Here is a 25,808-nt window from a genome sequence, read left to right as displayed (position 1 = left end):
TGGTTTTGCGGATGGCTCAGCGGAGCTCGTTGATCCGGATCAGGTTGCCCGAGGGGTCGCGGAAGGCGCAGTCGCGGACGCCGTAGGGCTGCTCCGTCGGCTTCTGGACGACCTCGGCGCCGCTCGCCCGCACCCGGTCGAAGGTGTCGTCGAGGTCGGGGGTGGCCAGGGTGAGACGGGCGTAGCTGCCCTTCGCCATCAGTTCGGTGATGGCGCGGCGGTCGTCGTCGGTGAGGGAGGGGTCGGCGGCCGGCGGCTCCAGGACGATCGACGTGCCGGGCTGGCCGGCCGGACCGACGGTGATCCACCGCATGGCCTCGTAGCCGACGTCGTTGCGCACCTCGAAGCCGAGGGTGTCCCGGTAGAAGGCCAGCGAGGCCTCCGGATCGGTGTGCGGGAGGAAGGTCCAGTGAATGGTGATGTCCATGGCCGTAACGCTAGGCGCGGCCCCGGCGGGAGCGCTTCTCGAATCCTGACCGGTTGGGCCGCGTACGGGCCGCCGCCGGGACGATCCGCGGCGGGGGGCGGCGCTGAGGGGCGGCGACCCTGCGTCCGGGTGCCGTTGTCAGTGGTCGGGTCTAGTCTCCGGACGACCGACCGTTCGCTCCTTCCAGGAGGATCCATGGCCTCGCGACTCAACCCGTATCTCCACTTCGGCGGCGACGCCCGGCAGGCGCTGGAGTTCTACCAGGAGGTGTTCGGCGGGGAGCTGGTGCTCAACACCTACGGCTCGTTCGGGCAGGCCGAGGGCGGCCCGCAGGCCGACATGATCATGCACGGCATGCTGGAGACTCCGAGCGGTTTCACCCTGATGGGCGCGGACTCCCCGACCGGCGCGGACAGCGCCCCCGTCTTCACCTACTCCGTGAGTCTGAGCGGCGACGACGACGCCGAACTGCGCGGCTACTGGGAGAAGCTCTCGGCGGGCGGCCAGGTGAGCGTTCCGCTCGACAAGCAGATGTGGGGCGACGTCTTCGGCATGTGCACGGACCGCTTCGGCGTCCCCTGGATGGTCAACATCAGCGAGCCGCGGGGCTGAGGGGACGGAGCCCCGGGCTCGCCGTGCGGCGCCGGTCGGGGGCTCAGCCGAACATGCCCGGCTGGTAGTCGCCCGCGGGCTGCTGGACGATCACATTGACGCGGTTGTACGCGTTGATCAGGGCGATCAGCCCCACCAGGGCGGCGAGCTGGTCCTCGTCGTAGTGCTTGGCGGCGTTCTCCCACACCTCGTCGGGGACGCCGCCGGCCGCGTCGGCGATGCGAGTGGCCTGCTCCGCCAGCTCCAGGGCGGCGCGCTCGGCGTCGGTGAACACCGTCGCCTCGCGCCAGGTCGCCACGAGGTGGAGGCGCTGCGCGCTCTCCCCCGCGTGCGCGGCGTCCTTGGTGTGCATGTCGGTGCAGAATCCGCAGCCGTTGATCTGGCTGGCCCGGATCTTCACCAGCTCCTGGGTCGCGTGCGGCAGCGTCGAGTCCAGCAGGGCCTTGCCCGCCGAGTTGAGGTGCTTGAAGACCTTGCCGGCCAGCGGGTTGGCGAAGAGGTTCAGGCGAGCTTCCATCGTGCGCTCCTCGGTCGTCGTGGCGTTCACACCTCATCGACGGGACGGCCCGGCGAGACGTGACACGGCACGGCGTGACGCCCGTCACAGCGGCCGGGGGGAAGGTCACGCGTGCGGCACATGCCGTGGGCGAAGTCCTTCAACGCCTGCTGCTGCACGTCCGCGTTCCCCGCACCCAGCCACTCGTTCTCCCGCCGGGCCTCGGTGTCCGCCCCGCTGCGCGGGAGCGGTCCGTTACGCGGGAGCGGGCATTCACCCCGGCCCTGAAGGACCGGGCGCCCTGCCCGACAAGCAAGGTGGCGGCGGCACGCTCCCTTCGCCGTCCTGCTGGCGGTCCTCGCGACCAGCGCCCTGTACCGGCTGACCCTGGACGGCCCCGGTCAGCCGCTGCCGTACACCGGGCTCGTGATCGTCCACACGGTCGCCGCGCAGTCGTCGGCGCGCAAACGGCTGGCCACCAGGCTTCTGCTGTTGGTCGCCGTCCCGGTCGGGTGTGGCTCAACTCCCGCTCGCTGCGCGAATTCACCTTCTCGTTCTTCGTGTTCGCGGCGGCCTACGTCTTCGGCAGGCTGACCGACGCCCGCCGGCGCGACCGGTGTGTCGAGGCCGAGCGGGCCGCGGCACGCGAACGCGCCCGGATCGCAGGCGAGATGCACGACGTCCGAAAGGCCAGGACATGAACAAGGTGGCCCAGAAGATCATGGTGGCGGCGTACGGCATGCCCGAGGGCACCGCGCCCGCCCACTGACCTCCCTCCGCCGGCCCCGCCACCCGCGGGTTGGGATCGTGAGCCTCGGGGCAAGATCAACGAGGCCCGCGGGGCGCGGGACGCGATCCGCAGGGTGCGTGATCCGGGGACACAGGGGGAGATCCGACCATGAGCGCGACGGTGACGGCGGTCAGCAGCAACGCCGAGTACTCGTTCACCAAGCCGAACCGGGACGGCGTCACGCTGCTCGCCGGGCTCGGGGTGGAGGGGGACGTCCACGCGGGGGTGACGGTCAAGCACCGCTCGCGGGTCGCGCAGGACCCCACCCAGCCGAACCTCCGTCAGGTGCACCTCATCCACGAGGAACTGTTCGCCGAGGTCGCGGCGGAAGGCTTCGACGTGGCGCCCGGTGAGCTCGGCGAGAACATCACCACCCGCGGGATCGACCTGCTCGGCCTGCCGGTGGGCACGCTGCTGAAGGTGGGCGACGAGGCGGTGCTGGAGGTGACCGGTCTGCGCAACCCGTGCCTCCAGATCGACGCCTTCCGCAAGGGCCTGCTGAAGCAGGTCGTCGGCCGGGACGAGTCCGGCGGGCTCGTGCTCAAGGCCGGAATCATGAGCGTCGTACGGCAGGGCGGCGTGGTACGCCCGGGCGACCCGATCGGCGTGGAGCTGCCGAGCGGCCCGCACCGCCCGCTGGAACGTGTCTGACCCGCTCCACCGCCTCACCCCTCCATCGCCGCACCGACACCTTTACGCCAACTCCGTGTTCGTACACGCGGGTTGACCCGCGGTGAGCGGTGTCCGGCTACCCTTTCCCCATGCGACTTTGGCGGCGCCATGACAAGCACACGGAGCCGCCGCGTGATCCGCGAGCCGACGAGTACCCGATGCCGGCCGTCCCGTACGGCTGGTACGCGGTGCTGCGGAGCCGGGAGCTTCCGCCGGGGAAGGTCGTCAGCCTGCACTACTTCGGGCGGGCGTTGATCGCGTTCCGCGGGCCGGACGGGCGGGCCGCCGTACGGGACGCCTACTGCCCGCACTACGGCGCGCACCTGGGCGTCGGCGGAAAGGTCGTGGACGGCGCGGTGGAGTGCCCCTTCCACGGCTGGCGGTTCGGCGCGGACGGGCGGTGCGTGAAGGCGCCGTTCGCGGCACGCACCCCGAAGGTCTCCCTCGGCGGCTTCCCGGTGCGCGAGCACAGCGGCCTCGTCCTCGTGTACGTCGGGCCGGGCGAGCCCGCGTGGGAGGTGCCGGAGATCCCGGAGGCGGTGTCACGGGAGTTCACCCGGCCCATCGACGACACCTGCCGGGCGCGGATCCACATCCAGGAGATGCGCGAGAACATCGTCGACGAGTCCCACTTCCACTTCATCCACGGCCAGAGCGAGCCGCCCGTGCAGGAGTGGCGGGCGGACGGCCCGTTCGCCGAGGCACGGGGCTCGTTCAGCCGGCGGGTGCTCGGCCGGGACATCGACAACACCTTCGACGCGTTCATGTACGGGCCCGGCGTGATGGTGGTCCGCACCCACGGCCCCGTGCTGTCGGTCACCGCCGTCGCGCTCACCACGCCCGTCGACGACCGCACGAGCGAGCTGCGGATGCTGTACCACCTGCGCGGACCGGCCCGCGCCCCCCTGCTCTCCGCCCTCCTCTCCCCCCTGCTCAAGCTCGTCTTCCGCAGGGAGGCGCTGGGCGAGGTCCGCGAGGAGGTCCGCATCTGGGACCACAAGATCCACCAGCCGCGTCCGGTGCTGCTCCCGCACGAGAAGGGCATCAGGGCGATACGCCGCTGGTACGCCCAGTTCTATCCGCCCCGGGCGCCGGGCGAGGCCGCTCGGGGGCTGCCGTCCGCCGAATATCGGGCTGCGGGTGACGACCGGTCAGCTCTAGGCTCCGCCCCGGGGGCCGGCCACGCGCCCTGACGACGATCGGCCAGTTGATCGGAGATCACGGGGATGACCTGTCAGTTGTACGCGCTCTGCTTCGACGCGAGCCGCCCACGGGACCTCGCCGCGTTCTGGGCCGGTGTCCTGGGACGGCGGCTCTCCGACGACCCGCGGGACGGCGTCGCGGTCCTGCCCGCCGACGAGCACGGGTTCCGTCTCGGCTTCTTCCCCGGCGACGAGCCCAAGACCGTCGCGAACCGGATCCACTTCGATCTGACGAGCACCTCACCGGAGGACATGCGGGAGACGGTGGACCGGGCACTCCGGCTCGGCGGGCGGCACATCGACGTCGGTCAGCGCCCCGAGGAGGGGCATGTGGTGCTCGCCGACCCCGACGGCAACGAGTTCTGTGTCATCCCGCCCGGCAACGCCTTCCTCGCCGGCTGCGGCTTCCTCGGCGCGCTGGCCTGCGACGGTTCGCAGGCGGTCGGGTACTTCTGGAGCGCGGCGCTTCAGTGGCCGCTCGTCTGGGACCAGGACGAGGAGACCGCGATCCAGTCACCGCACGGCGGCCCCAAGATCACCTGGGGCGGCCCGCCGGTCGCCCCCAAGCACGGCAGGAACCGCCTCCACTTCGACCTCGCCCCGCCCCCGGGCGGCGATCAGCGGGCGGAGGTCGACCACCTCCTCTCCCTAGGCGCGAAGCTCCTCGACCCGGCGCCCCACGAGGACGGCCGCATCACGATGCTCGACCCCGACGACAACGAGTTCTGCGTCCTGACGCCCCGCTAGGCCGTGTCGCGAACGGCGGTTCCCGGCCCGCGACGAGCCGCCCGGACCCGTCCGTGTCACATTTCCCGGCCCTGCTCCGTCGCATCGGTGCACACCATCGGCGCTCCGTCGTGAGGCGGAAGAGGGGAACGGGACATGGCTGTTCACACGGCACCGGCGTACCGCGGGCCGACGTTCGTGCGGGTCGCGGTCGCACTGCAGACGCTGACGCTCTTCTTCCAGGCGGCCACCGCCGGGCTGCTGCTGACCTCCGCCCACGGCCAACTGCTGCACGACATGGGGGCCCGCGTGATGTACGGGGCCTCCATGCTCTACGTGCTGGCCGCGGTCCTCGCGTGGCGGACGGGCGGCGCCTCCCTCCGGCCCGTCCTGTACGCCTCGGGGTTCCTCCTCCTCGCCTCCCTCCAGGTGGTCCTCGGCATCGCCCACCTGCCGGCGCCGCACGTCCCCCTCGGCGTCCTGATGTTCACCGGGAGCGTGCTGGTGCTGCTCGGCACCCGGCCGGGCGGGGCGCCGGGCCGCCCCGGTACCGGGGGGTGATCGCTTAACCTCGGACGTGGACGTCTGATGCGTGGGGTTCCACGGTGAGGAGGCCATGGTGCTCGGTAGGGGCACGCGTGTGCTCGCGGGTGGTCTGGCCGTGGCCTGCGTCGTGCTCGTCGGCCCCAGTGCGCCGGGCGGGGGCCTCTTCGGCGCCTCGGCGCCCGTGAAGGCCGTCCGGGACGTCGTCCCCGACCGGGTCATGACGTGGAACATCTGCAACCCCTGCGACACGAGCGACGTCGACCGTGCGGCGGAGATCGCCCGCTTCGCGCCGCAGGTCCTCGGTGTGCAGGAGGCGTGCGTACGGGACGTCGAGCGGATCCGGGACTATCTGGAGCACCTGCACGGGCTGGTCTACCACGTCGAGTACGGGCCGGTGCTGCGCAACTGGAACCGCTGCGGCGGGGTGCCCTGGAAGCCCGGCGGCTTCGGGCAGGCGATCCTCTCGGCGGCGCCGATGACCGACCCGGTCAAGAAGCTCTACCCCGAGGGGGGTTCCGAGGAGCGCGGGTACCTGGCGGTCACCACCGCCGTGGACGGCAGGCCGGTCCGGGTGTTCAACACCCACCTCGCCCAGCGGAGCCAGGAGGCGGTCCGGGAGGGCCAGGTCGAGGTGCTGGCGAAGGCCGTCGCCCGGTACGACCGCGCGATCGTCATCGGCGATCTCAACGCCGTGCCGGACGCCCCCGAACTCGCCCCCCTGTGGGCGCTGGCCACGGACGCGGACCCCGGGTGCCGTCCTCCGGCCACCGGGGACTGCGAGGTGACCACCGACTGGCGGCTCAAGTTCGACTACGTGTTCCTGCGCGGCGCCGCCCCGCTGGAGCAGGGGGTGCACCGCACCCCGGTCTCGGACCACGACCTGGTGCACGCCGACGTCGACACGGCCGGGGCAGCGCGGTAACTACCGCTGGGGTGGGGAGATCGCGTGGAATCTCGGCCATAGTGGCACCGCGCTCGCCTTTTTGCCCTCTGATCAGCTAGACATTGCCCCGACTCACCTTGACCAGTGGGCACTTGAGGGCAAGACCAGCACAGGGGGAAGGACACATGACGACATCCCATGGCGCACCGAGACGTTTCGGTCGTCTGAGAACGGCGGGGGCCGCGCTGGCGGCGCTCCTCGTCGCCGGCACGGGGACGGCGACCCAGGCGATGGCCTCGCCGAAGGCACCGGACACCCTCCCGACGCCGCCCGTGCCGTCCCTGGCGTGGACGGACTGCCAGGGCGGCTACGAGTGCGCGAACGCGGACGTGCCGCTCGACTACCGGAACCCGACCGGCCAGAAGATCACCCTCGCGGTGGTGCGCAAGAAGGCCGCGGACCCGGCCAAGCGCAAGGGCACGCTGTTCATGCAGCCGGGCGGGCCCGGCAACTCCGGTGTGGACTTCGTCCGCAACAACTACAACGGGCTGCCGGCCGCGCTGCGCGAGTCGTTCGACGTGTTCGGCTACGACGTCCGCGGTGTCGGCCGCAGCTCGGCGCTCACCTGCTTCGACGACACCCGCTACTCGAAGGCCGTCACCGACGCCAAGGGCGTGCCCGGACCGGACGCGTTCGGGCCGGCGCTGACCGAGGCCGCCGCGTTCAACCAGGCGTGCCTCGACAACGCGGGCGGGCTGCTGCCGTACATCGGCACCGAGTACGTCGCCCGTGACATCGACCTGCTGCGCCAGGCCCTCGGCGAGGAGCAGCTCACCTACTACGGGCGGTCGTTCGGCTCGTACATCGGGACCGTGTACGCGGCCCTGTTCCCGCAGCGGGTGCGGGCGCTGACCCTCGACGGGGCGTACGACCCGGTGCACTACGCCAACCGCCCGTACGCCTACGACCGGCCGCAGTACCTGGCGCTGGACGGGGCGATGAGCCGGTTCCTCGACTGGTGCGCCGCCGACCAGGCCATCTGCGGGTTCGGCGACGGCGACCCGCGTGGCGCGTTCGAGCAGCTGAAGAAGGACCTGGACGCCAACCCGGTCACCACCGCGAGCGGCGGCAAGGCGAACGGCTACACGCTGGTCTACCGGCTGATGTTCAACATCAACGAAGGCAAGGTCATCTGGCCGTCGCTGGGCGCGGCCCTCAAGAAGGCGCAGCTGCGGGACAACACCTCGTTCCTGCTGCGTCCGCCGTCCCCGGCGAGCTTCGACTTCCTCGGCCCGAACGTGGCCGTGGAGTGCACCGACCGGGACTACCCGCGCGACCAGCGGCTGCTGAAGCACAAGGTGGAGTCGTTCGCCGCGGCGGCGCCGCTGCTCGGCCCGGCGATGGCGTTCGGTCCGCCGACCTACGACCACCAGCACGCCACCGCCTGCGCGCAGTGGCCGGCCGAGCGGGTCAGCCGCTACGACGGTTCCTACCGGGCGAAGGGCTCGGCGCCGATCCTGGTCATGGGCACCACCGGTGACCCCGACACCCCGTACCAGGACGCGGTGGCGCTGTCCCGTCGCCTCGACAACGCCTCGCTGCTGACGTTCGAGGCGGAGGGCCACACGGCGTTCGGCCGCAGCGCCTGCGCGACGGACGCGGTCGTCAAGTACCTGGTGGACCTGACGGTTCCCGCCCACGGCACGACCTGCGCGGACGAGACGCAGCCGCCGTCGTCGACGCCGAAGGTGGCCCCGCCCGGCACGACGCTGGGTGAGCTCCGCAACGGTGTGAACGAGCGCGTGGAGAACATCGGCTCCGTGGCCTGACCGGTCCTGACCGGTCGGCGGCATCGCACCCGCACCACAGCACGTCCCGAGGCGTCGGCCCCACGGCCGGCGCCTCGGTCGTGCGCGGGGCTCGGGGCGCGGTGGCCGGCGTGACCGGGGCCCGGTGCCCTACCGGTCCCGGTCCGGGGCCGGGTCGTCGGCCGGGTCGCAGAAGGTGAGCGTGTCCAGGTCGCCGTCGAAGTCGTCGGGGACGGCGCACAGCGGGTCCAACGGGTTCGGCGGCTGTCCGCGGGGGTCGGGGCCGGTCAGGGGCAGCTCGGTCCAGATGCACTTGCCGTCGGGGGTGTAGCGGGTGCCCCAGCGCTGGGAGAGGGCGGTGATGAGCTGGAGGCCGCGGCCGCCCTCGTCGGTGTCGGTGGCCCGGCGTATTCGGGGCATCGTGAGGCTGCCGTCGAAGACCTCGCAGGTCAGCTCGGAGCCGTGCAGGAGCCGCAGCCGCACGGGACCCTTGGCGTGGCGTACGACGTTGCCGACGAGTTCGCTGGCGAGCAGTTCGGTGGTGGGGGCGAGGTCGTCCAGGCCCCAGGCGGCGAGCTGTTCCCGGACGTGGCGGCGGGCCTGCCCGGCGGCCCTCGGGTCGTCGAGGAGCGGCCAGCACGCCACCTTGTCCTCGGTGAGGGCGTGCAGCCGGGCGACGAGGAACGCGGCGTCGTCGGCGGCCTGTTGGTGGGCCGGGAGCAGCCCGTGGATGAGGGTGTCGCAGAGGAGTTCCAGGTCGTCGGCGGTGCCGTCGTCGTGGGCGTTGCGCAGCAGCCGGGCGAGTTCGGCCATGCCCTCGTCCATCTCGCGTTTCGAGGACTCCACGAGGCCGTCGGTGTAGAGCACGAGCATGCTCCCGTCGGGCACGTGCAGTTCGACCGTCTCGAAGGGCGGTTCGGCCGCGCCCAGCGGCGGGTCGGCGGCCAGGTCCGGGAAGCGCACACTGCCGTCGGGCAGGACCAGCGCCGGTGGCGGGTGCCCGGCGCGGGCGAGGGAACAGATCCGGGTCGTGGAGTCGTACAGCGCGTACAGGCAGGTCACGTACGACTCCTCGCCCATGCCGGCGACGAGGTCGTTGAGGTGGGTCATGATCTCGTCGGGCGGCAGTTCGAGGTCGGCGAGGGTGTGGACGGCGGTGCGCAGCCGGCCCATGGTGGCGGCCTCGGGCAGTCCGTGGCCCATGACGTCGCCGACGACGAGGGCGACCTGGCCGCTGGAGAGCGGGATGACGTCGTACCAGTCGCCGCCGACGTCCATGCCCCGTCCGGCCGGCAGATAGCGGGCGGCGGACTCGCAGGCGGGCAGGTCGGGCAGGGCCTGCGGGAGGAGGCCGCGCTGGAGTGCGTGGGAGCGGGTGTGCTCGACGTCGAAGAGGCGGGCCCGTTCGAGGGACTGGGCGAGGAGCGCGCTGATCGCGGTGAGGAGGGTGCGCTCCTCCTCGGTGAGGCGGCGCGGCCGGTCGAAGGAGACGACGCACACCCCGAAGGTGTGGTCGGAGGCGGTCAGCGGCAGGAACGCCCAGGACTGCTTGCCCGACCGGCGGGGCAGGTCGGCGTGGTCCGGCACGTACGCCGCGTACTCCTCGGCCGAGGAGAGGAAGACGGGTCCGCCGGTGGCGATGGCGTCCCACGCGGGCCCGTGGCGTGCCTTGGGGCGGTGGTCGACCAGCTCGATGAACTCGGCGGAGTAGCCGACCGCGCCGAGGTTGTGGAGGCGGTCGCCCTCGACCTCCTGGACGAGGAACCCGCTGGCGGCGAACGGCGGCAGCACCCGCCGGGCGACCGCCTCGATCACATCCCGCGTGGTGGTCGCCTTGGCCAGCGCGGCCGTCAACTCAGCTGTGCGGGAAGCCCGTTCGGTGGCGGCCCGCTCGGCGGCGCGGCGTTCCTCCTCCAGCCGGCGGTTCTCGGTGGTGTCGGTGAAGTACAGGGTGTGGCCGTCGGGTCCCGGAACGACCCGGAGGTGGAACCAGCGGTCCTTGCCGGGGCTGTGCACGTCGAACCCGGTGGGCCTCTGGTCGGCGGCGGCCTTGCGGCACAGCCGCTCCAGGCCGGGCGCCCCGTCGCACTCGACGGCCAGCTCCCACAGCACCCGTCCGACGATCTCGTCCTCGGACAGGCCCAGCATGCGTTCGGTCTCCAGGTTGGCGAAGGTGATCCGCCATGCCGTGTCGACCGCGAGGAAGGCGTCGCTCATGTGGCGCACGGCCCGGCTGAGCGCGTCGCGGGTGGAGCCGGACGCGGTGCTCTCCCAGCCGACGCCGACCATCCGCCGGGGGGTGCCGTGCTCGTCGTAGGTGGCGCGGCCGCGGGCCCGGGTCCATCCGTAGCTGCCGTCCAGGCGCCGTACGCGGTACTCCGCCTCGTACACGGTGCGGTCGCGGATGGCGCGGTGGGCCGCGGCGAGGGTGGGGGCGAGGTCGTCGGGGTGGACGATCCGCATCCAGTTGTCGATCCTGCCGGTGAAGTCGGCGGGTCGCGTGCCGTACAGCTCCAGGGCCGCGTCGTCCCAGATCAGGTCGCCGGTGCGGATGTCCCAGTCCCAGGAGCCGACGCTGACGTCCTTCAGGGCCTGCCGCAGCGGCTCGCCCCCGGACTCGGCGGGGGCGGGGCCCGACGGGGGCGGGGCCTGCGCCATCCGCTCCTCGGTCCAGGCGACGACGTCCCGCAGGAACCCCCAGTGGTCGTCGCCGGGTTCGCCGCGGTCGCCGGTGAGGACCGAGAGCGCGCCGATCGCCCGGTCGCCGCAGGCCATGGGGAGGGCGGCGAGACCGGTGCCGGGCCAGGTCGGGTCGACGGAGGCGACGGGCGCCCAGGCACCGTGGTCGCGGTGGAGGGCGCGGGCCGGGGGCAGGGGGCCCTCCTGGTCGATGATCTCCCAGGGGCGGGTGAGGGCGGCCGGGAGGCCGGTCGCCGACACCAGACGGAGCGCCGACAGCGGCCCGCGGAGGTGGATCATGCCGCCGAGAGCGCCGAGTTCTCCGACCGCGTGCTGGAGCGCGAGGCGGAAGACCTCGCTCTCCGCGACACCGGGTTCCACCGTGCCGAGCAGGGCCAGCCGTGCGTTCATGAATCCGACCTTAACGTTCACCGCTCGATCAAGGCAGTGCACCACGGGAACTCACTGACGGATCGTCCGCACCAGCTCATGGCGCTCAACTGGCTTGTTGAGCACAACAATTGACGTACCGACAGAAAATGTGCCCATCGTGTGCGGCCGTCGCCGCGCGGGTGGCGTGACCAAGATCCGGCGCGGGTCGTTGGGCCGCTGCAAGACCCAGGTTGTCCGGCCGACCCCCAGCAGGCGCCCCATGTTCAAGTCGTTGGTCAAGACGTTCGTCGAGCAGTACAGGAGGAACCAGCAGCTCGGACGAGAGCTGAGAGTTCAGCGCGAGGAGCAGGAGCGGCGATGGCGTGAGGAGGACCGGGCCGTGCTCCTGGCCGCCCTCGCGGAGAACCGGGTCGCGCTCGACGAGCACAACCGCACGCTCCGCCGGGCCGCCGGCGTCTCGTACATCACGCTGCGCTGCCACGAGGACACCTGGACCTTCATGGCGCGCGCCGCCTTCGGCGTCTGGGAGCCGAACTGGACCCAGAGCACCCGCGACCCCTACGACCGGATCGGTCCCGGTGTGAGCGAGGCGGGCCGGTTCACCGCGGACCCGAACCTGCCGCCGGGCCGCGTCACCAAGGCCGAGGGAGGCATGCAGGACGTGCTGCTGTCCGGGCAGAACCTCGTCCTCGTCCTCGACGCCCTGCACACGGCCACGACGGCGGAGCTGTCCGCCACCGGGGCCCGCTGCAGGACCCTCTACGACCGGCTGGCGTCGTTCACCGCCAAGCTCGACCCGGGCGCGCCGCCCGGCCGCACCACCGGGATCCTCTGCCGGATCGACGACAGCCTGCACACCCAGTACATCGGCGGCCGGCCCGCGGGCGGCACCACCGGTCGCGGCGCCTCCGCACCCCTGCTGCGCAAGGTGCCCTCCCCCGCCCCGGCGACCCGCTGACCCGGGCGGCGCGGGTCCGGGGCCGTTCGTCGCGACCGGGACACAACCATCCGCCGTACCGGGCCGTCTCACCCCATAGCAGCGTCATGCGATCCAAGGGGGGACGACATGCGACGTATCGGAGCGGCGGTGGCCGTACTCGTGCTCGCCGGCACGGCGACGGTGGCGGCGGGCGGCGGCGCGAGTGCCGCTCCGGCGGGCGGCGCGCGGGCGGCGGCGGCCTGCCCGACGGGCTGGGGCAGCGGCCTCAAGGGCGTCCCGGACAGCGGCACCGTCCCGCTGGCCGACATCAGGACCGGCCGCCACGACTGCTACGACCGCATGGTCTTCGACGTCCCCGGCGGAGGCGACCACATCGGCTACTACGTCCAGTACGTCGACCGGTTGCACCAGGTCGGCTCGGGCGACGTCATCCCTGTCGGCGGCGGCGCCGTCCTGGAGGTCAGGATCGGCGCCCCCAGCTACGACCCGGAGACCGGCGCGGTCGCCTACCCGGGGAAGGCCGCGAAGCCGCTGCCCGGCGTCGACGTCACCGGCTACCGCACCTTCCGCGACACCCGCTTCGCGGGCAGCTTCGAGGGTGAGACGCAGATCGGTCTCGGTGTCCGCGCCCGGCTCCCGTTCCGGGTGATCCGGCTGCACGACCGGCTGGTCGTCGACGTCGCCCACAGCTGGACGAGCACCCGCTGACGCCGCGCGGGCGGCGCGCGACCCGCGGCGGGGGCCGGGAACACGCGGCGGCCGAGCGCCGGTGCTGTTCCGCGGTGCCCGACTTGTAGGGTCCGCACGGTGGAGAGATCGAATGAAGGTGTGAACGGCGGGGTGTCGGCCGAGACGCTGCTGGACGTGCTGCTGGGCGCGGCGCGGGAGGTTCCCGAGCGGACCGTCGTTCATGTGCGGGCCGACGGCGGCGAGCACACCGTCACCTTCGCCGGACTCCGCGACGAGGCGCTGCGGGTGGCGGGCGGCCTGATCGAGGCCGGCGTCACCGCGGGCACCCCGCTGCCGCTGGTAGCCGACCGCGGCGAGGACTTCCAGCCGATGTTCTGGGGCGCGCTGGCGGCCGGCGCCGTCCCCGTGCCGCTCGCGCCCGAACCCCGCCGCGTCGGACCGGTGTGGGAACTCCTCGGCCGCCCGCCGGTCGTCGTCGACGCCTCCACGGCACCCCTGCTCGGCGAACTGGACGCGGCGGTCGCGGCGTTGACGCTCGACGCGCTCCGCGAGGGCCGCCCGCCCCGGCGACCGCACCGGCCCGCGCCCGACGACGTCGCGTTCCTCCAGTTCTCCTCCGGCAGCACCGGCTCCCCCAAGGGCGTCGAACTGACCCACGCCGGGGTCCTCGCGAACCTCCGCCAGATCCGTACGGCGATGGCCATCACCGGCGACGACGTCATAGCGACCTGGATGCCGTACTTCCACGACATGGGCCTCATCGGCACGCACCTGGTGCCGATGGCCGCGCGTGTGCGGCAGATACGCGTCGAACCGCTGTCCTTCGCCAAGCGCCCCGCCCTGTGGCTGGAGGCCGCCGCCCGGCACCGCGCGACCCTGCTGTCGGCCGCCAACTTCGCCCTCGATCTGGCCGTACGGCGGATCCCTGCCGCGACCCTCGCCGGGCTCGACCTGAGCCACGTACGGCTGCTGCTCGTGGGCGCCGAGCCGATCGCTCCGCGCGTCTGGCGCGCCTTCCAGGCCCACACCGCCCCCGCCGGGCTCGACCCGCGCGCCCCGCTGCCCGTCTACGGCCTCGCCGAGGCGACGCTCGCGGTGACGGTGCCGCCGCTGGGCGAGCGCGCCGAGCCGGTGGTGCTCGACCGGGCCGCGCTCAGCCGGGGCCGGGCGGTGGAGACCGCGCCGGGCACGGACGCGGTGGAGCTGATGGACCTCGGCCTGCCGGTGGAGGGCTGCGAGGTCAGGATCACCGGGCCGGTGGGGGACAGCGAGGGCGACGGCGGCGCGGGGGACCCGGAGGGTGCGCCTGCCGCCCGTGGTGTGCTCGGTGAGTCGCGGGTGGGGCAGGTGGAGGTGCGGGGACCCCAGGTGGCGCGGGGGTACCACCGGGCGCCGGGGGCGAGCGCGGAGGCGTTCGGGGACGACGGGTGGCTGCGGACCGGGGACCTCGGGTTCCTTCGGGGTGGGCGGCTGGTGGTCACCGGGCGCCACAAGGACGTCGTGTTCGTCAACGGCCGTACGTTCCACGCGTCGGACCTGGAGGAGACGGTCGCGGCGACGCCGGGGCTGCCGTCCGGTACGACCGCCGCGGTCGTCGGATCCACCGACCCGGACGGCGGGGGCGAGCGGGTCGTCGCGTTCGTGCGGTGGGCGAGACCTCCCGCCACGACCGCCGCCCCCGTGCTGCGGGCCGCCGCCGGACGCCTGCGGGAGGCTCTCGGCCACGACGACGTACGGGTCCTGCCGCTGCCGCCGGCGGCGTTCCCCCGCACCACCAGCGGCAAGCTCCGCAGGGGCGCGCTGCGGGAGCGGTTCGAGGCCGGGCGGTTCGCGGCGGTCGAGGAACGCTGGGGGGACGCGGGGACGGGGAGGGCGGGGGAGCCGTGCGAGGCGGGTGGGGCCCGGAGACCTGTGGTTTCGGTGGCTGGGGCGCCTCGTTCGGTGCGGGACGTGCGGGAGGTCGTACGGCGGGTCTGGGCGGGGGTGCTGGAGCGGCCCGAGGGCGAGATCGGGCTTTACGACCGGTTCTTCGACCTCGGCGGCTCCTCGCTGAAGGCGATGGCCGTGCTGGCGCAGTTGGAGGACACGTTCGCGGTCACGGTGGAGCCGAGGGCCCTGCGGGACCACGACACGGTGGCGGGGCTGGCGGGGTATCTCGTCGAGGCGGCGGAGACAGGACCTGTGGCTCCGGCGGGACCCGTGGCGGAGGCGGGGCCCGTGGCGGAGGCGGCCGCTGCTTCGGCTGCCGCCGTTCCCCGTGGTCGTCGTGACCGTAGCCGCGGCGGCGGGGTCTCCTCCGGTGCCGTGGCCGTGCTCTCGGTGGCGTGCCGGTTTCCCGGGGTCGGGTCGCCCGAGGAGTTCTGGGAGTTGCTGGCGGCCGGGGGCGACACCGTCGGCGCGGTACCCGAGGACCGGTGGGGGAACGGGCCCCTCCCGAGGACCCGGTTCGGCTCCTTCCTGCCCGAACCCGCGGCCTTCGACGCCGACTTCTTCGGGATGGACGACGCGGAGGCGAGGGCGACCGACCCGCAGGCGCGGATCTTCCTCGAACTGGCCCACGAGGCACTGGAGCGTGCCGGGTACGCGGGCCCCCGCCGGGCCGGCCGCCGGGTCGGCGTCTTCGCGGCCACCGGCGACAGCGGCTACCGCGAGGTCCTTGCCGAGGCCGCCGACGGTGACCTCGCCCGCCACCCGGCCGCCCTCACCGGCAACCTGCCCAACCTGATCGCCGCCCGGGTCTCCCAGGTGCTGGACCTGACCGGCCCGGCGCTCGCCGTCGACACCGCGTGCTCGTCCGCGCTGGTCGCGCTGCACCTGGCCCGGCGGAGCCTCGCCGCCGGGGAGTGCGACCTCGCCGTGGTCGGCGGGGTCAACCTGGGCCTGACGGGCACCGGGCACCGGCTGCTCGAAGCGACGGGCGCGCTGTCGCCGACCGGCCGGTGCCGGGCGTTCGACGCCGACGCCGACGGGTTCGTGCCCGGGGAGGGTGGCGCGGTCCTCGTACTCGCCCGCCCGGACGAGGCCCGCGCCGCCGGCGACCCGGTCCTCGCCCTCGTACGCGGGACGGCGGTGAACAACGACGGCCGCTCGCTCGGCCTGCTCGCGCCCACGCCGCGCGGGCAACGCGAGGTCGTCGCGCGGGCGTACGCGGAGTGCGGGGTGGATCCGGCCGCCGTGTCGTACGTCGAGGCGCACGGCACGGGTACGCCGATCGGGGACCCGGTGGAGGCGCGGTCCCTCGGCCAGGCGTTCCCGCCGCGTCCCGACGGGCTCCCGCGACGGCTGGGCTCGGTCAAGGCGAACCTCGGGCACCTTCTCAACGCGGCCGGGATGCCCGCCCTCGTCAAGGTCGTCCTCGCGCTCACGCACCGCCGGCTCCCGCCCATGCCACACGCCTCCCGGCCCGCCCCGTTCCTCGCCCACACGGCCCCCGGCTTCCGCCTCGTGACGGAGCCGGAACCCTGGACCACCTCGGACGACCACCCCCTCACCGCGGGGGTCAACGCGTTCGGCTTCGGCGGCACGAACGCCCACGCGATCCTGGAGGAGGCGCCGGACACCACGGGTCACCGTGACTGCGGGGAAGCCGGCTGCCGTGACTGCGGGGAAGCCGGCTGCCGTACGGGTGGAGACGCCGGTTTCCGTACGTGCGGAGATGCTGGCCGGTCCGGGCGTGACCGCCCCGTCGGGGGCGCGGCCGGGGCCTCCGGGCCGTGTCTGCTCACCCTCTCCGCTCGGACCCCCGGCGCCCTGCGGGCGGCCGTCGGCGAGCTCGCCGCGCACCTCCGAGCGCGTCCCGAACTTCCCGAGGCGGACGTGTGCGCCGCCGTCGGCACCGCGCGCGACGACGCCCCGTACCGTCTCGCGGTCGTGGCCGACGGCGACCTCCTCCGGCGACTGGAGGAGGCGGCCGCCCGCGCCGGGGACGCGGAACCCACCCGCGCCCGGCCCCGTACGGTCTTCGTCCTCCCCGGTCAGGGTGCCCAGCGCCCCGCCGTGGCCCGCGCGTTGTACCGGTCCGCCCCCGCCTTCCGGGACACCCTTGACGAGGCGTCCGCGCTCGTCGGCCCGGTCCTGGGCCGTTCCCTGACCACGTGGTGCCTGGACGAGCACGTCACCCCGGAGGCGCTGGCGCGGACGGAGGTGGCCCAGCCCCTCCTCGTCGCGTTCGGCGCGGCCCTCTCCGCACAGCTCGGCGCGTGGGGGGTGCGCCCCGACGCGGTCGTCGGGCACAGCGTCGGCGAGATCACCGCCGCGCACCTCGCCGGCGTCCTCTCCCTCCCGGACGCGCTCGCCTTCGCCGCCGAACGCGGACGCCTGATCGGCGAACTCGCCACACCGGGCGCCATGGCCGCCGTCCGGGGCGACGAGGACACCGTCGCCCCCGTGATCGCCGCGTGCGACGGCGACTTGTGCGTGGCCGCCGTCAACTCGCCCACCCAGCTGGTGATCGCCGGCCCGTCCGACGCCGTCGACCGCGCGATCGCCGCCCTGACGGCGCGCGGTGTGGCCGCACGCCGGCTGCGCGTCTCGCACGCCTTCCACTCCCGCCTGCTGGAGCCCGTGCTCGACCCGCTCGGCAACGCCGCGAAGGCGCTGACCGTGCTCCCGGCCGCCGTTCCGATGCTGAGCACGGTCAGCGGGCAGTGGGGCCCGGACCTGACCCCCGCGTACTGGCGCGACCACGCGGCCCGCCCCGTACGCTTCGGCGCCGCCGTGACCCGGCTCCTCGACGAGGGTTACGACACCTTCGTCGAACTGGGCCCCGGCGACACCCTCTCGGGCCCCGTCCGCACCATCGCCGCCGCCCGGCACGGGGAGGGGGCCGGAACCGGGGTCGGGGCGGAGACCGGGTCCGCGGCCGGGGCTGGGACCGGGTTGCCGTCCTCGTCGTCCGGCGTCGCGTACCTGCCCGCCCTGAGTCCCGCCCCGAGTCTCGCTCCGGACGGTGGGAGCGCCGGACCCTGCGGCGCGCACTCCCTGCTGGAAACGGTCGGCCGCCTGTGGACACGCGGGGCGCCGCTGTCGCCGACGGCCCCCGCACGCGTCCCCGCCGGGCACCGCCGGGTGCCCGTCCCTCCGTACCCGTTCCAGCGTCGCCGGTACTGGCCGGAGCGGCTCGACACGCCCCCGGCGCCCCACGCCACACCTGCCGCCCCCGAGGTCGACGGCGGTCCCGTCCCCCGGCCCCTCCTCTGGCGCGACGCCCCGCTCCTCGCCGCGCCGGGTCCCCGCCTCGTACGCCTCGCCGGCGCCGACACGGCCCTCGCACGGGCCCTCGCCGACCGCCTCACCGAGCACGGCGTGACGGTGCTGGGGCCGGACGACAGCTCTCCGGGCGGGCCGAACACCCCCGAGACCCTGGTGTGGTTCGCCGAGGAGCCGACCGAGTCAGCCACGACCACGACCACGACCACCGACGCCATCGCCTCCCTCCGGGGCGTTCTCGCCCTGTGCGGCACCGCCCCCACCCGCCTGCTGCTCGTCACGGAGGACGCGTACACCACCGGCAGCGGAGACACCCCCGAGCGCGCCCGGCCCGCCGGGGCGCTCCTCCACGGCTTCGCCCTGGCCCTCCCCGACGAGCACCCGGCACTGTCCTCCCGCGGCGTCGACCTCTCCTCCGGCGACCCGCTCGCCACCCGACTCCGGTCACTGGAACGGGAGTTGTACGCGGCCGACGCCCCCGACGGTGCCTTCGGCGACACCGCTGGTGACACTCCCGGCAGCGCCGTCGGCACCGTCGCCTGGCGGGCGTCCCGCCGCCTCGCCCGTACGCCCGTCGCCGCGACCGGCACCACCCGGACGACCGCCGACGCCCTCCCCCCGAACGGCACGTACCTCATCACCGGCGGTGCCGGCGGCCTCGGTTCCGCGCTCGCCCGCGACCTCGCGGAGCGCGGCGCCCCCGACCTCGTCCTCACCGGCCGCACCCCCACTCCGCCCCGCACCCTGCTCGCCGAACTCCGCGCGCTCGGCGCCCGCGCCCGCTACCAGGCGGCGGACGTGAGCGACGCCAACGCCCTCGACGACCTCGTCGCCGGGCTGCCGCCCCTGGACGGTGTCTTCCACGCGGCCGGTACGGCCCGCCCCGGCAGCCTGCGAGGCAAGTCCGACGACGAGATCGAGGAGACCCTCGCGGCCAAGGTCCACGGCACGGCCCTCCTCGCCGAGGCGCTGCGCCGGTACGGCCACGACAGCGCCGTCCGCGTCGTCTTCTCCTCCGTCTCCTCGGTCCTGCCCGGCCTGTCCGGCGCCCTCGGCGACTATGCCGCCGCCAACGCGTTCCTCGACGCCTTCACCACCGCCGAGCACGCCGCGGGGCGCCCCTGGCGGACGATCGCCCTCGGACCGGTCTCCGACACGGGCCTGGCGAGCGGCACCCGCGCCGAGGACCGGCTCCGCGCCCGGGGCCTCGCCCCCATGCCCGTACGCGCCGCCCTCACCGCCCTCCGCACGGCCCTCACCCTGGACGCGCCCCACGTACTGGTGACGGGCACGACGGAACCGACGCCGCCGAGACCGACACCGACACCGGACCCCACACAGAGCCCGCTACCGGCACCGGTGCCGGCACCGGCACCGATCGCACCCACGCCTGCCTCCGCCTGCGGCACGGCCCCCGAGATCACCGCGATCCTCCGCCGTCTGCTCGCCGAAGCCCTTCACCGTTCCCCCGAGGACATCGCGGAGGACGCCCCCTTCCTCGGGCTCGGGCTGGACTCCCTCAGTGCCGTGGACCTCGCCCGGCGTCTGGAGCGGGAGCTGGGCCGGCCGCTGCCCGCCACCCTGCTCTTCGAGTACCGCACCATCGGCGAACTGGCCGCCCATCTGGCCACCGGGACGCCCACGGCAGCACCACCCGCCCTGCCCGCCGCGCCTCCCACCACCGGGTCCGGCTCCGAGTCCGGCTCCGAGGACGGCCTTCTGCCCCTCACCCCTCTCCAACTCGCCTTCCACACCAGCGCGTCGCTTCACGAGGGCGTCACCGCGTACGGCTATGTCCGCCAGACCGTCAGCGGCCCCCTCGACCCCGCGCTCCTCGGCCGGGCGCTCGCCCGCCTGGCCCTCCGTCACCCCCTGCTCCGGATGCGGTTGACCGGCGACGACGGCGTCCGCCCGCGCCAGTACACCGCGCCCGCCGAGGTGCCCACCGCCCAGGGTTCCGGACCCGCCTGGTACGAGATCCGGCAGGTCCCGGCCGGTCCCCGCGCCCTGGCCGACCTCGCACAGGCCCTCTGCAACCGCCCCTTCGACCTCACCGCGGAGGACCCCGTACGCGCCGTGCTGGTCCCCGACGAGGAGGACGCGCACCTCACCCATCTGCTCCTGGTCGTCCACCACGCCGCCGCCGACGGCTACAGCCTCAAGGTGCTGAGCGAGGACCTCTGGTCGCTGTACACCGCCCTCACACGGGGAGAGCGCCCCGAACTCCCGCCCGCCTCCAGCGAGTTCGGCGCCTACGTGGCCGCCCTCACCGCCGAACGGCACTCCCCGGCGTTCGAGCGGGACCAGCGGTACTGGCGCGACCGCCTCACCACGCACCTGTCCGCCCCCACCACCACATCCGCCACCCCGGCCCCGGCCCTCCCCTACGACGGCGACCCCGACGCGCCCCCGGTGCCGCCGCTCGTCCATCACCGCACCGAGATCGACGAGGAGTTGACGTCCGCGCTGCGCGAGGTGGCGGCGCGGCACGAGGTGTCGCTGTTCCATCTGCTGCTGGCGGCCTACGGGCAGTGCCTTGCCCGGTGGAGCGGGCGTCCGGAGGTCGCCGTGAACGTGGCGCGGGCGCGCCGCGAGGTGGCGATCGCCGGGGTGGACCGTCTGGTGGGGCCGCTCGCCGACACCCTGCCGGTGTTCGTGACGGTCGGCCCCGACGAGCCGGTGACCGCGCTGGCCGGGCGGGTCCGGGAGATCTGGCGGGAGACCGAGGCGCACGCGACACTCGGCAGCGCCGACCTCGCCCGGCTGCTCGGCGAGGTGCGGCCCGCCACCGGACCGGCGCCACGCACGGTCGCCGAGGCGGGCTTCAGCTTCGCCCGCTTCCCGGTGGTCCACGGCCCGGACTGGCCCGTCACCGTCACCCCGACGGCCGCGGCCACCGCCACCGCCGCCACCCGGCTCGGCCTGCTGTGCTGGGAGGCCGACGCGAGCCTGCGCCTGTCCTGGAACCACCCGGCCCGGCTGTTCCGCCCCGAGACGGTACGCGGCCTCGCCGACGCGTACGTCGCCGAACTGCGCGCCGTCGCGGCCGGGTCGAGGGAGCCGGCCGTCGTGTACGCCCCGCACCGGCAGCCGCCCGCACGTCCGGCCCTCGAAGCCGCCGAGCGCGGGGCGCAGCCGGCGGGCAACGGACAGCCCGGCATCGTGGACCGCCTGTGCGCGCGGTTCCGTGCCACGCCCGAGGCCGTCGCCGTCCACACCGGCGACTCCACCCTCACCTACGCGGCCCTCGACACCGCGTCCGCCGCCCTGGCCGCCCGGCTCCGCGCCCACGGGGTGCGCCCCGGCGACCTCGTCGGGCTGCTCACCGAACCGGGCGGCACCGCCACCGTCACCGGGGTGGTCGCCATCCTGCGTGCGGGCGCCGGCTGGGTACCGCTGGACGCCACCCACCCCGCCGCCCGGCACCGCGACCAACTGGCCCGTACCGGCGTCCGTGTCCTGGTGTGCGACCCGGCGAACCACGAGACCGCCGCCCGACTGGAGGGGGTCGTCCCGGTCGTCACGACCGAGGCACCCTCACGCCCTGCCGCCACGGCCGACGTCCCCACCCGACTCCCGGACGGGTCCACCGCGGCCGACCTCGTCGACTCCGCCCCGTACGACCCCGAGGCCGTCGCGTACGTCATCTTCACCTCCGGCTCGACGGGCCGTCCGAAGGCCGTGCCCGTCACCCACCGGTCCATGGCGAACTACCTCGACTGGGCGCTCGCCACCTTCGGCTACGGGCCGGGCGACCGGCTGGCGCAGACCGCGTCGGTCTGTTTCGACGCCTCCGTACGGCAGTTGCTGGCCCCGCTGCTCGTCGGCGCCTCGGTGCACACCGTCTCCCGCGATCTGCTGCGCGACCCCGAGGCGCTCCTCGACCGGGTCGTGGTGGACCGGATCACGGTGTGGAGCTCGGTCCCGACGCTCTGGGAACGCCTGCTGACCGCCGCCGAGGAGCGTGTCCGCCGGGACGGGGCGGCACCCCCGGACCTCTCCGCCCTCCGCTGGGTCCACGTGGGCGGCGAGGCCCTCCCCGCGGCTCACGTCCGCCGCTGGTTCGACCTCCTCGACGCGACGGCCGCCCCGACCCACGCCCTGGGCGTCCCCGGCGCCCCTGATGCCCGCCTGGTCCGCCACCGGGTCGCCAACCTGTACGGCCCCACCGAGGCCACCATCAACGCGACCTGCCACATCATCGACACCCGCCCCGCCGACGACGTCCGCCATCTCCCCATCGGCCGCCCGATCGCCGGCACCGAACTGGCCGTGGTGGACGCGGAGGGCCGGGCCTGCGCCCCCGGGGAGGCCGGGGAACTCCTCATCGCCGGCACCGGGCTCACCTCCGGCTACCTCGGCGACCCGCACCTCACCGCGGCGGCCTTCACCGAGCGGGACGGACGGCGCTGGTACCGCAGCGGCGACCGCGTCCGCCGTACGGCCGACGGGGTGCTGGAGTTCCTGGGCCGTCTCGACGACCAGGTCAAGGTCCGCGGTCACCGCGTCGAACTCGGTGAGGTCGAGGCCGCGCTCCTCGCCCACCCGGCCCTGGCCCGCGCGGCCGTACTGCTGCGGGAGGGGCGGCTCGTGGCGTACGTCGAACCCCGGGCCGGGGCGCCCGAACCCGACGCCCGCGAGGTCCGCGCCTTCCTGTCCCGGACCCTCCCCCCGTACATGCTCCCGGCGCGGATCCACGCCCTCGCCGCCCTCCCGCTGACCGGCACGGGCAAGATCGACCGCAACCGTCTCGCGCCCCGCCCGGACCACGGCACCCCCGCACCCGGGCGGACAGCGCACCGCACCCCACCGGCGACCCCCACGGAACGGCTGCTGGCGCGCGCCTGGTCCCACCTCCTGGACGTGCCCGAGGTCTTCCGGGAGGACGACTTCTTCGTCCTCGGCGGGGACTCCCTCACCGTGCTGGAGCTGTTCTCCCGACTGCGCGACGACCACCATCACCTGCCACGACCGACCGCCGTCTACACGCACCGCACGCTGAGCGCGCTCGCGGCGGTCATCGACTCGGCCGACGACACGGCCGTCGACACGGCGGCGGCCACCGCGCTCCCCGTCGCGGGCCCCGCCCCGGCCGCACCCGCCTCCCCCACTGCCCCGGCCGCCCCCTACCCCCTCACCCCCTCCCAGCGGGGCTTCCTCCTGGCCGACGCGCTCGCCTCCGGTGCACCCGGCGGCACCGGGGGCACCGGGGACTCCGCCTGGCTGGCGCGTTTCCGCATACGCGGGCCCCTGCGTCCGGAGTTGTTCCAGCGCGCGGTGGACGTCCTCGTGGCCCGGCACCCGATGCTCCGCACGGTGTTCCCGGCCGGTGCGCGCCCGCCCGTGCAGCAGGAACTGCCGGACACGCTGCGGCTGCCGGTGGAGACGGAGGCGCTGAGCGAGCCGGGGCTGCTGGAGCGGCGGATCGCCGAGGAGGCCCGGCGGCGGTTCGAGCCGTGGGCGTGGCCGCTGCTGCGGCTGCGTCTGTTCACGGTCGACGCCGACGAACACGTCCTCGTCGTCCACGCCCACCACCTCATCGGCGACGGCTACAGCGCCGCCCTGCTCACCCGTGAACTCCTCACCGTCCACGACCGTTTCGCGGCCGGTCTGCCCGACGGCCTGGAGCCGTTGCGCTCGACGTTCCGCGACCACGTCGAGCTGCGCGCCACCCGCCGGGCCCCGTCCCCGACCCCGGGGACGGCGACAGAGACAGCGACAGCGACAGCGGCTGCGGCTGCGGCTGCGGCTGCGGACCACCTCGCCCGGCACCACGCCCCGTACACGCCCCCCGTGCTCCGCGCCTCCCGGCCGCCCGCCGACGGCACCGGGGCACCCACCGGCCTCCGCACCCCCGGCTTCCACACCGCCGGTTTCACCCTGGACGCCGACCGCGCCGGGGCGTTGCGCCGGCTCGCCCGTACCGCCGGGACGACGCCGTACGCACCGTTCCTCACCGCGTTTCACCGGGCTCTCGTCGGCCTCACCGGCCACCGGGACCTGGTGCTCGGCCTCGCGGTCACCGGGCGCGACGACAGCGTGCCCGACGCGCACCGGGTGTTCGGCCCGTTCGCGGAGGCCGTGGCCGTGCGCCCGCCGGTCCACGGGGAGGCGCCCGGCCCCTTCGTGGACGACCTGCGCCGTGTCGCCGCCGAGGCGGTCGCGGCCAGGACCACCGGACCGCTGGACCTGCGGACGGACGACGGCCTGCCCCGTACCGCCCAGTTCTTCTTCACGTTCCTGGACTTCGGCTCCCTCGGAGCCCCGGCCGGCACCGCGCTGACCGTGCTCCCCGACGACACCGACACGGCGCTCGCCCCGCCCCCCGTGGGCACGGACGTCTTCCTCGCCGTCCGCCCCTCGGGCGACGGGGTACGTGTCACCGTCCGCGCGTCGGCGAGCGCCCTCACCGAGGAGGAACTGGCCGCTTTCGCGGGCGGGTTGCGCCGCGAGCTGGAGGACGGCGCGCCCCTGGACGCGGCGCTCATCGGCTATCTGCCCGCGCCCCGCGACCTGGCCGCGTACGCGGGACTGCCCCCGCACGCCGTGCCGGGCCGCGAGCAACTCCGGGCGCTCCTCTTCCCCGACGACCGCCCGCGGCTGCTGGAGACGACGGCCACTCCCCTCGGCACATCCGGCTTCCTCGCCCTGCCGGTGTTCGCCGACGAACTGGCGGCCCTCGCCACCCCGGACGACCGGAGTTCGCTGGCCGCCCGCGCGGCACGTGCCGTGGAGCACGCCCTCGCCCTCGGCGCGCGTTCCGTCTCCCTGGCCGGGGTGATCCCGGCCCTCACCGGCTACGGCTACGACGTCCTCCGGGAAGCGGCAGCGGCCCTCACGACCGCCGCTGCCCTCCCCGGCGCGCTCACCACCGGCCATGCCACGACCACCGTCGCCGTCGTGAAGACCGTGCACGCGGCGCTCGCCGCGACCGGCCGGGACCTCGCCGGTCTGACCCTCGCGGTCGTCGGCTGCGGTTCCATCGGCACGTCGTCGCTCCGGCTGCTGCTGACCCGCAGCCCCCGCCCGCCGGCCCGGCTGATCCTCTGCGACCTGCCGGGCAGCGCCCCACGGCTGCGCCGTCTCGCCGCCGAACTGTCGGCGGACCGCCCCGGCACGGCCGTACACGTCATGGAGTCCACCGGCACCCCCGCGGGCCTGCCGGCCGAGCTGTACGAGGACGCCGACGTCGTCGTCACCGCGGTGAGCGGCCCCACGGCGCTCCTGGACGTCGACCGGCTCCGTCCCGGCACGATCGTCGTGGACGACTCCTTCCCGCACTGCTTCGACACCGCGCGGGCCCTGGAGCGGATGCGGCGCGAACGGGACGTGCTGCTCGTCGGGGGCGGACTGCTCGCGCTGGGGACCACCGAGACCCGGCTGTCCGCCGACCTGCCGCCCCTCGCGCGCACCGGACCCGCCCGGGGCACCCAGTTCCAGCCCCATCTGCCCGGCACCCTCGCGTCCTGCCGTCTGGAGTCGCTGCTCCACGCCCACCACGGCGGCACGGAACTCCCCCCGATCCACGGCCTGGTGGACCTCCCCCACGCCCTGGCCCACTGGGACGCCGCCGAGTCGGCCGGGGTCACTGCCGCGCCCCTGCATCTCCTCGACCACGTGATCCCCGAGACCACCCTGAAGGCCCTGACCCTGCCCCTGCCCCGGCCCCGGCGCCCCTGATCCCGGTCGGCCGGCCCCACATGGCGACGCCCGGCCGGGGAAGGTTCCCCCCGGCC

The 25,808-nt window shown here is 74.6% G+C and carries 13 protein-coding genes and 1 pseudogene; 11 read left to right on the top strand and 3 right to left on the bottom strand.

What is annotated here, in order from left to right; all coding sequences use genetic code 11:
• Positions 1 to 16: 16 nt before the first annotated feature.
• Positions 17 to 427, bottom strand: coding sequence for a VOC family protein (locus tag ACZ4Z3_RS22465; RefSeq protein ID WP_468502654.1), 411 nt, complete (start codon positions 425 to 427; stop codon positions 17 to 19).
• Positions 428 to 622: 195 nt separating this feature from the next.
• Between ACZ4Z3_RS22465 and ACZ4Z3_RS22460 the strand changes: the two genes are divergently transcribed.
• Entirely contained in the window at positions 623 to 1,039 is a 417-nt protein-coding gene (locus ACZ4Z3_RS22460) for a VOC family protein (protein WP_468502653.1), read from the top strand.
• A 43-nt stretch (positions 1,040 to 1,082) separates the two neighbouring features.
• Here ACZ4Z3_RS22460 and ACZ4Z3_RS22455 read toward each other — a convergent pair whose 3' ends face one another.
• Positions 1,083 to 1,556: a carboxymuconolactone decarboxylase family protein gene (locus ACZ4Z3_RS22455; protein WP_359689592.1), complete on the bottom strand. Its 474-nt coding sequence runs from the start codon at positions 1,554 to 1,556 to the stop codon at positions 1,083 to 1,085.
• Positions 1,557 to 1,853: 297 nt separating this feature from the next.
• On the opposite strand from ACZ4Z3_RS22455, the pseudogene ACZ4Z3_RS22450 reads away from it, so the two are divergent.
• The 7 genes and pseudogenes from ACZ4Z3_RS22450 to ACZ4Z3_RS22420 all read left to right on the top strand — a co-directional run.
• Positions 1,854 to 2,218 (top strand): annotated as a pseudogene (locus ACZ4Z3_RS22450) (DUF7134 domain-containing protein); the annotation flags it as partial.
• Between the two features lie 215 nt (positions 2,219 to 2,433).
• The gene (locus tag ACZ4Z3_RS22445) at positions 2,434 to 2,976 is read left to right on the top strand and encodes an MOSC domain-containing protein (protein ID WP_181361815.1); all 543 of its coding nucleotides are present in this window, start codon (positions 2,434 to 2,436) and stop codon (positions 2,974 to 2,976) included.
• Positions 2,977 to 3,086: 110 nt separating this feature from the next.
• Positions 3,087 to 4,190, top strand: a complete 1,104-nt coding sequence (locus tag ACZ4Z3_RS22440) for a Rieske 2Fe-2S domain-containing protein (RefSeq protein WP_468502652.1) — start codon at positions 3,087 to 3,089, stop codon at positions 4,188 to 4,190.
• Positions 4,191 to 4,223: 33 nt separating this feature from the next.
• Positions 4,224 to 4,946: a VOC family protein gene (locus tag ACZ4Z3_RS22435; RefSeq protein WP_468502651.1), complete on the top strand. Its 723-nt coding sequence runs from the start codon at positions 4,224 to 4,226 to the stop codon at positions 4,944 to 4,946.
• 135 nt (positions 4,947 to 5,081) lie between these two features.
• Positions 5,082 to 5,486: a hypothetical protein gene (locus ACZ4Z3_RS22430; protein ID WP_468502650.1), complete on the top strand. Its 405-nt coding sequence runs from the start codon at positions 5,082 to 5,084 to the stop codon at positions 5,484 to 5,486.
• A 55-nt stretch (positions 5,487 to 5,541) separates the two neighbouring features.
• Positions 5,542 to 6,393 (top strand): endonuclease/exonuclease/phosphatase family protein, encoded by an 852-nt coding sequence (locus tag ACZ4Z3_RS22425; protein ID WP_468502649.1) that lies wholly within the window; start codon positions 5,542 to 5,544, stop codon positions 6,391 to 6,393.
• A 146-nt stretch (positions 6,394 to 6,539) separates the two neighbouring features.
• Positions 6,540 to 8,183, top strand: a complete 1,644-nt coding sequence (locus ACZ4Z3_RS22420) for an alpha/beta hydrolase (RefSeq protein WP_468502648.1) — start codon at positions 6,540 to 6,542, stop codon at positions 8,181 to 8,183.
• A gap of 129 nt (positions 8,184 to 8,312) precedes the next feature.
• Here the strand turns inward: ACZ4Z3_RS22420 and ACZ4Z3_RS22415 are convergent, their stop codons facing one another.
• On the bottom strand, positions 8,313 to 11,252 hold the full coding sequence (locus ACZ4Z3_RS22415; RefSeq protein WP_468502647.1) for a SpoIIE family protein phosphatase: 2,940 nt from the start codon (positions 11,250 to 11,252) through the stop codon (positions 8,313 to 8,315).
• A 241-nt stretch (positions 11,253 to 11,493) separates the two neighbouring features.
• Here ACZ4Z3_RS22415 and ACZ4Z3_RS22410 point away from each other — a divergent pair, with 241 nt between their 5' ends.
• The 3 genes from ACZ4Z3_RS22410 (at position 11,494) to ACZ4Z3_RS22400 (ending at position 25,752) form a co-directional block, all read left to right on the top strand.
• On the top strand, positions 11,494 to 12,192 hold the full coding sequence (locus ACZ4Z3_RS22410) for a hypothetical protein (protein WP_468502646.1): 699 nt from the start codon (positions 11,494 to 11,496) through the stop codon (positions 12,190 to 12,192).
• A gap of 108 nt (positions 12,193 to 12,300) precedes the next feature.
• On the top strand, positions 12,301 to 12,882 hold the full coding sequence (locus ACZ4Z3_RS22405) for an AMIN-like domain-containing (lipo)protein (protein WP_468502645.1): 582 nt from the start codon (positions 12,301 to 12,303) through the stop codon (positions 12,880 to 12,882).
• A gap of 99 nt (positions 12,883 to 12,981) precedes the next feature.
• Positions 12,982 to 25,752, top strand: coding sequence for an amino acid adenylation domain-containing protein (locus ACZ4Z3_RS22400; protein ID WP_468502644.1), 12,771 nt, complete (start codon positions 12,982 to 12,984; stop codon positions 25,750 to 25,752).
• Positions 25,753 to 25,808 lie beyond the last annotated feature (56 nt).

It is taken from the genome of Streptomyces sp. NPDC030296 (assembly GCF_055572815.1).
This window is presented reverse-complemented; position numbering and strand designations above follow the sequence as displayed.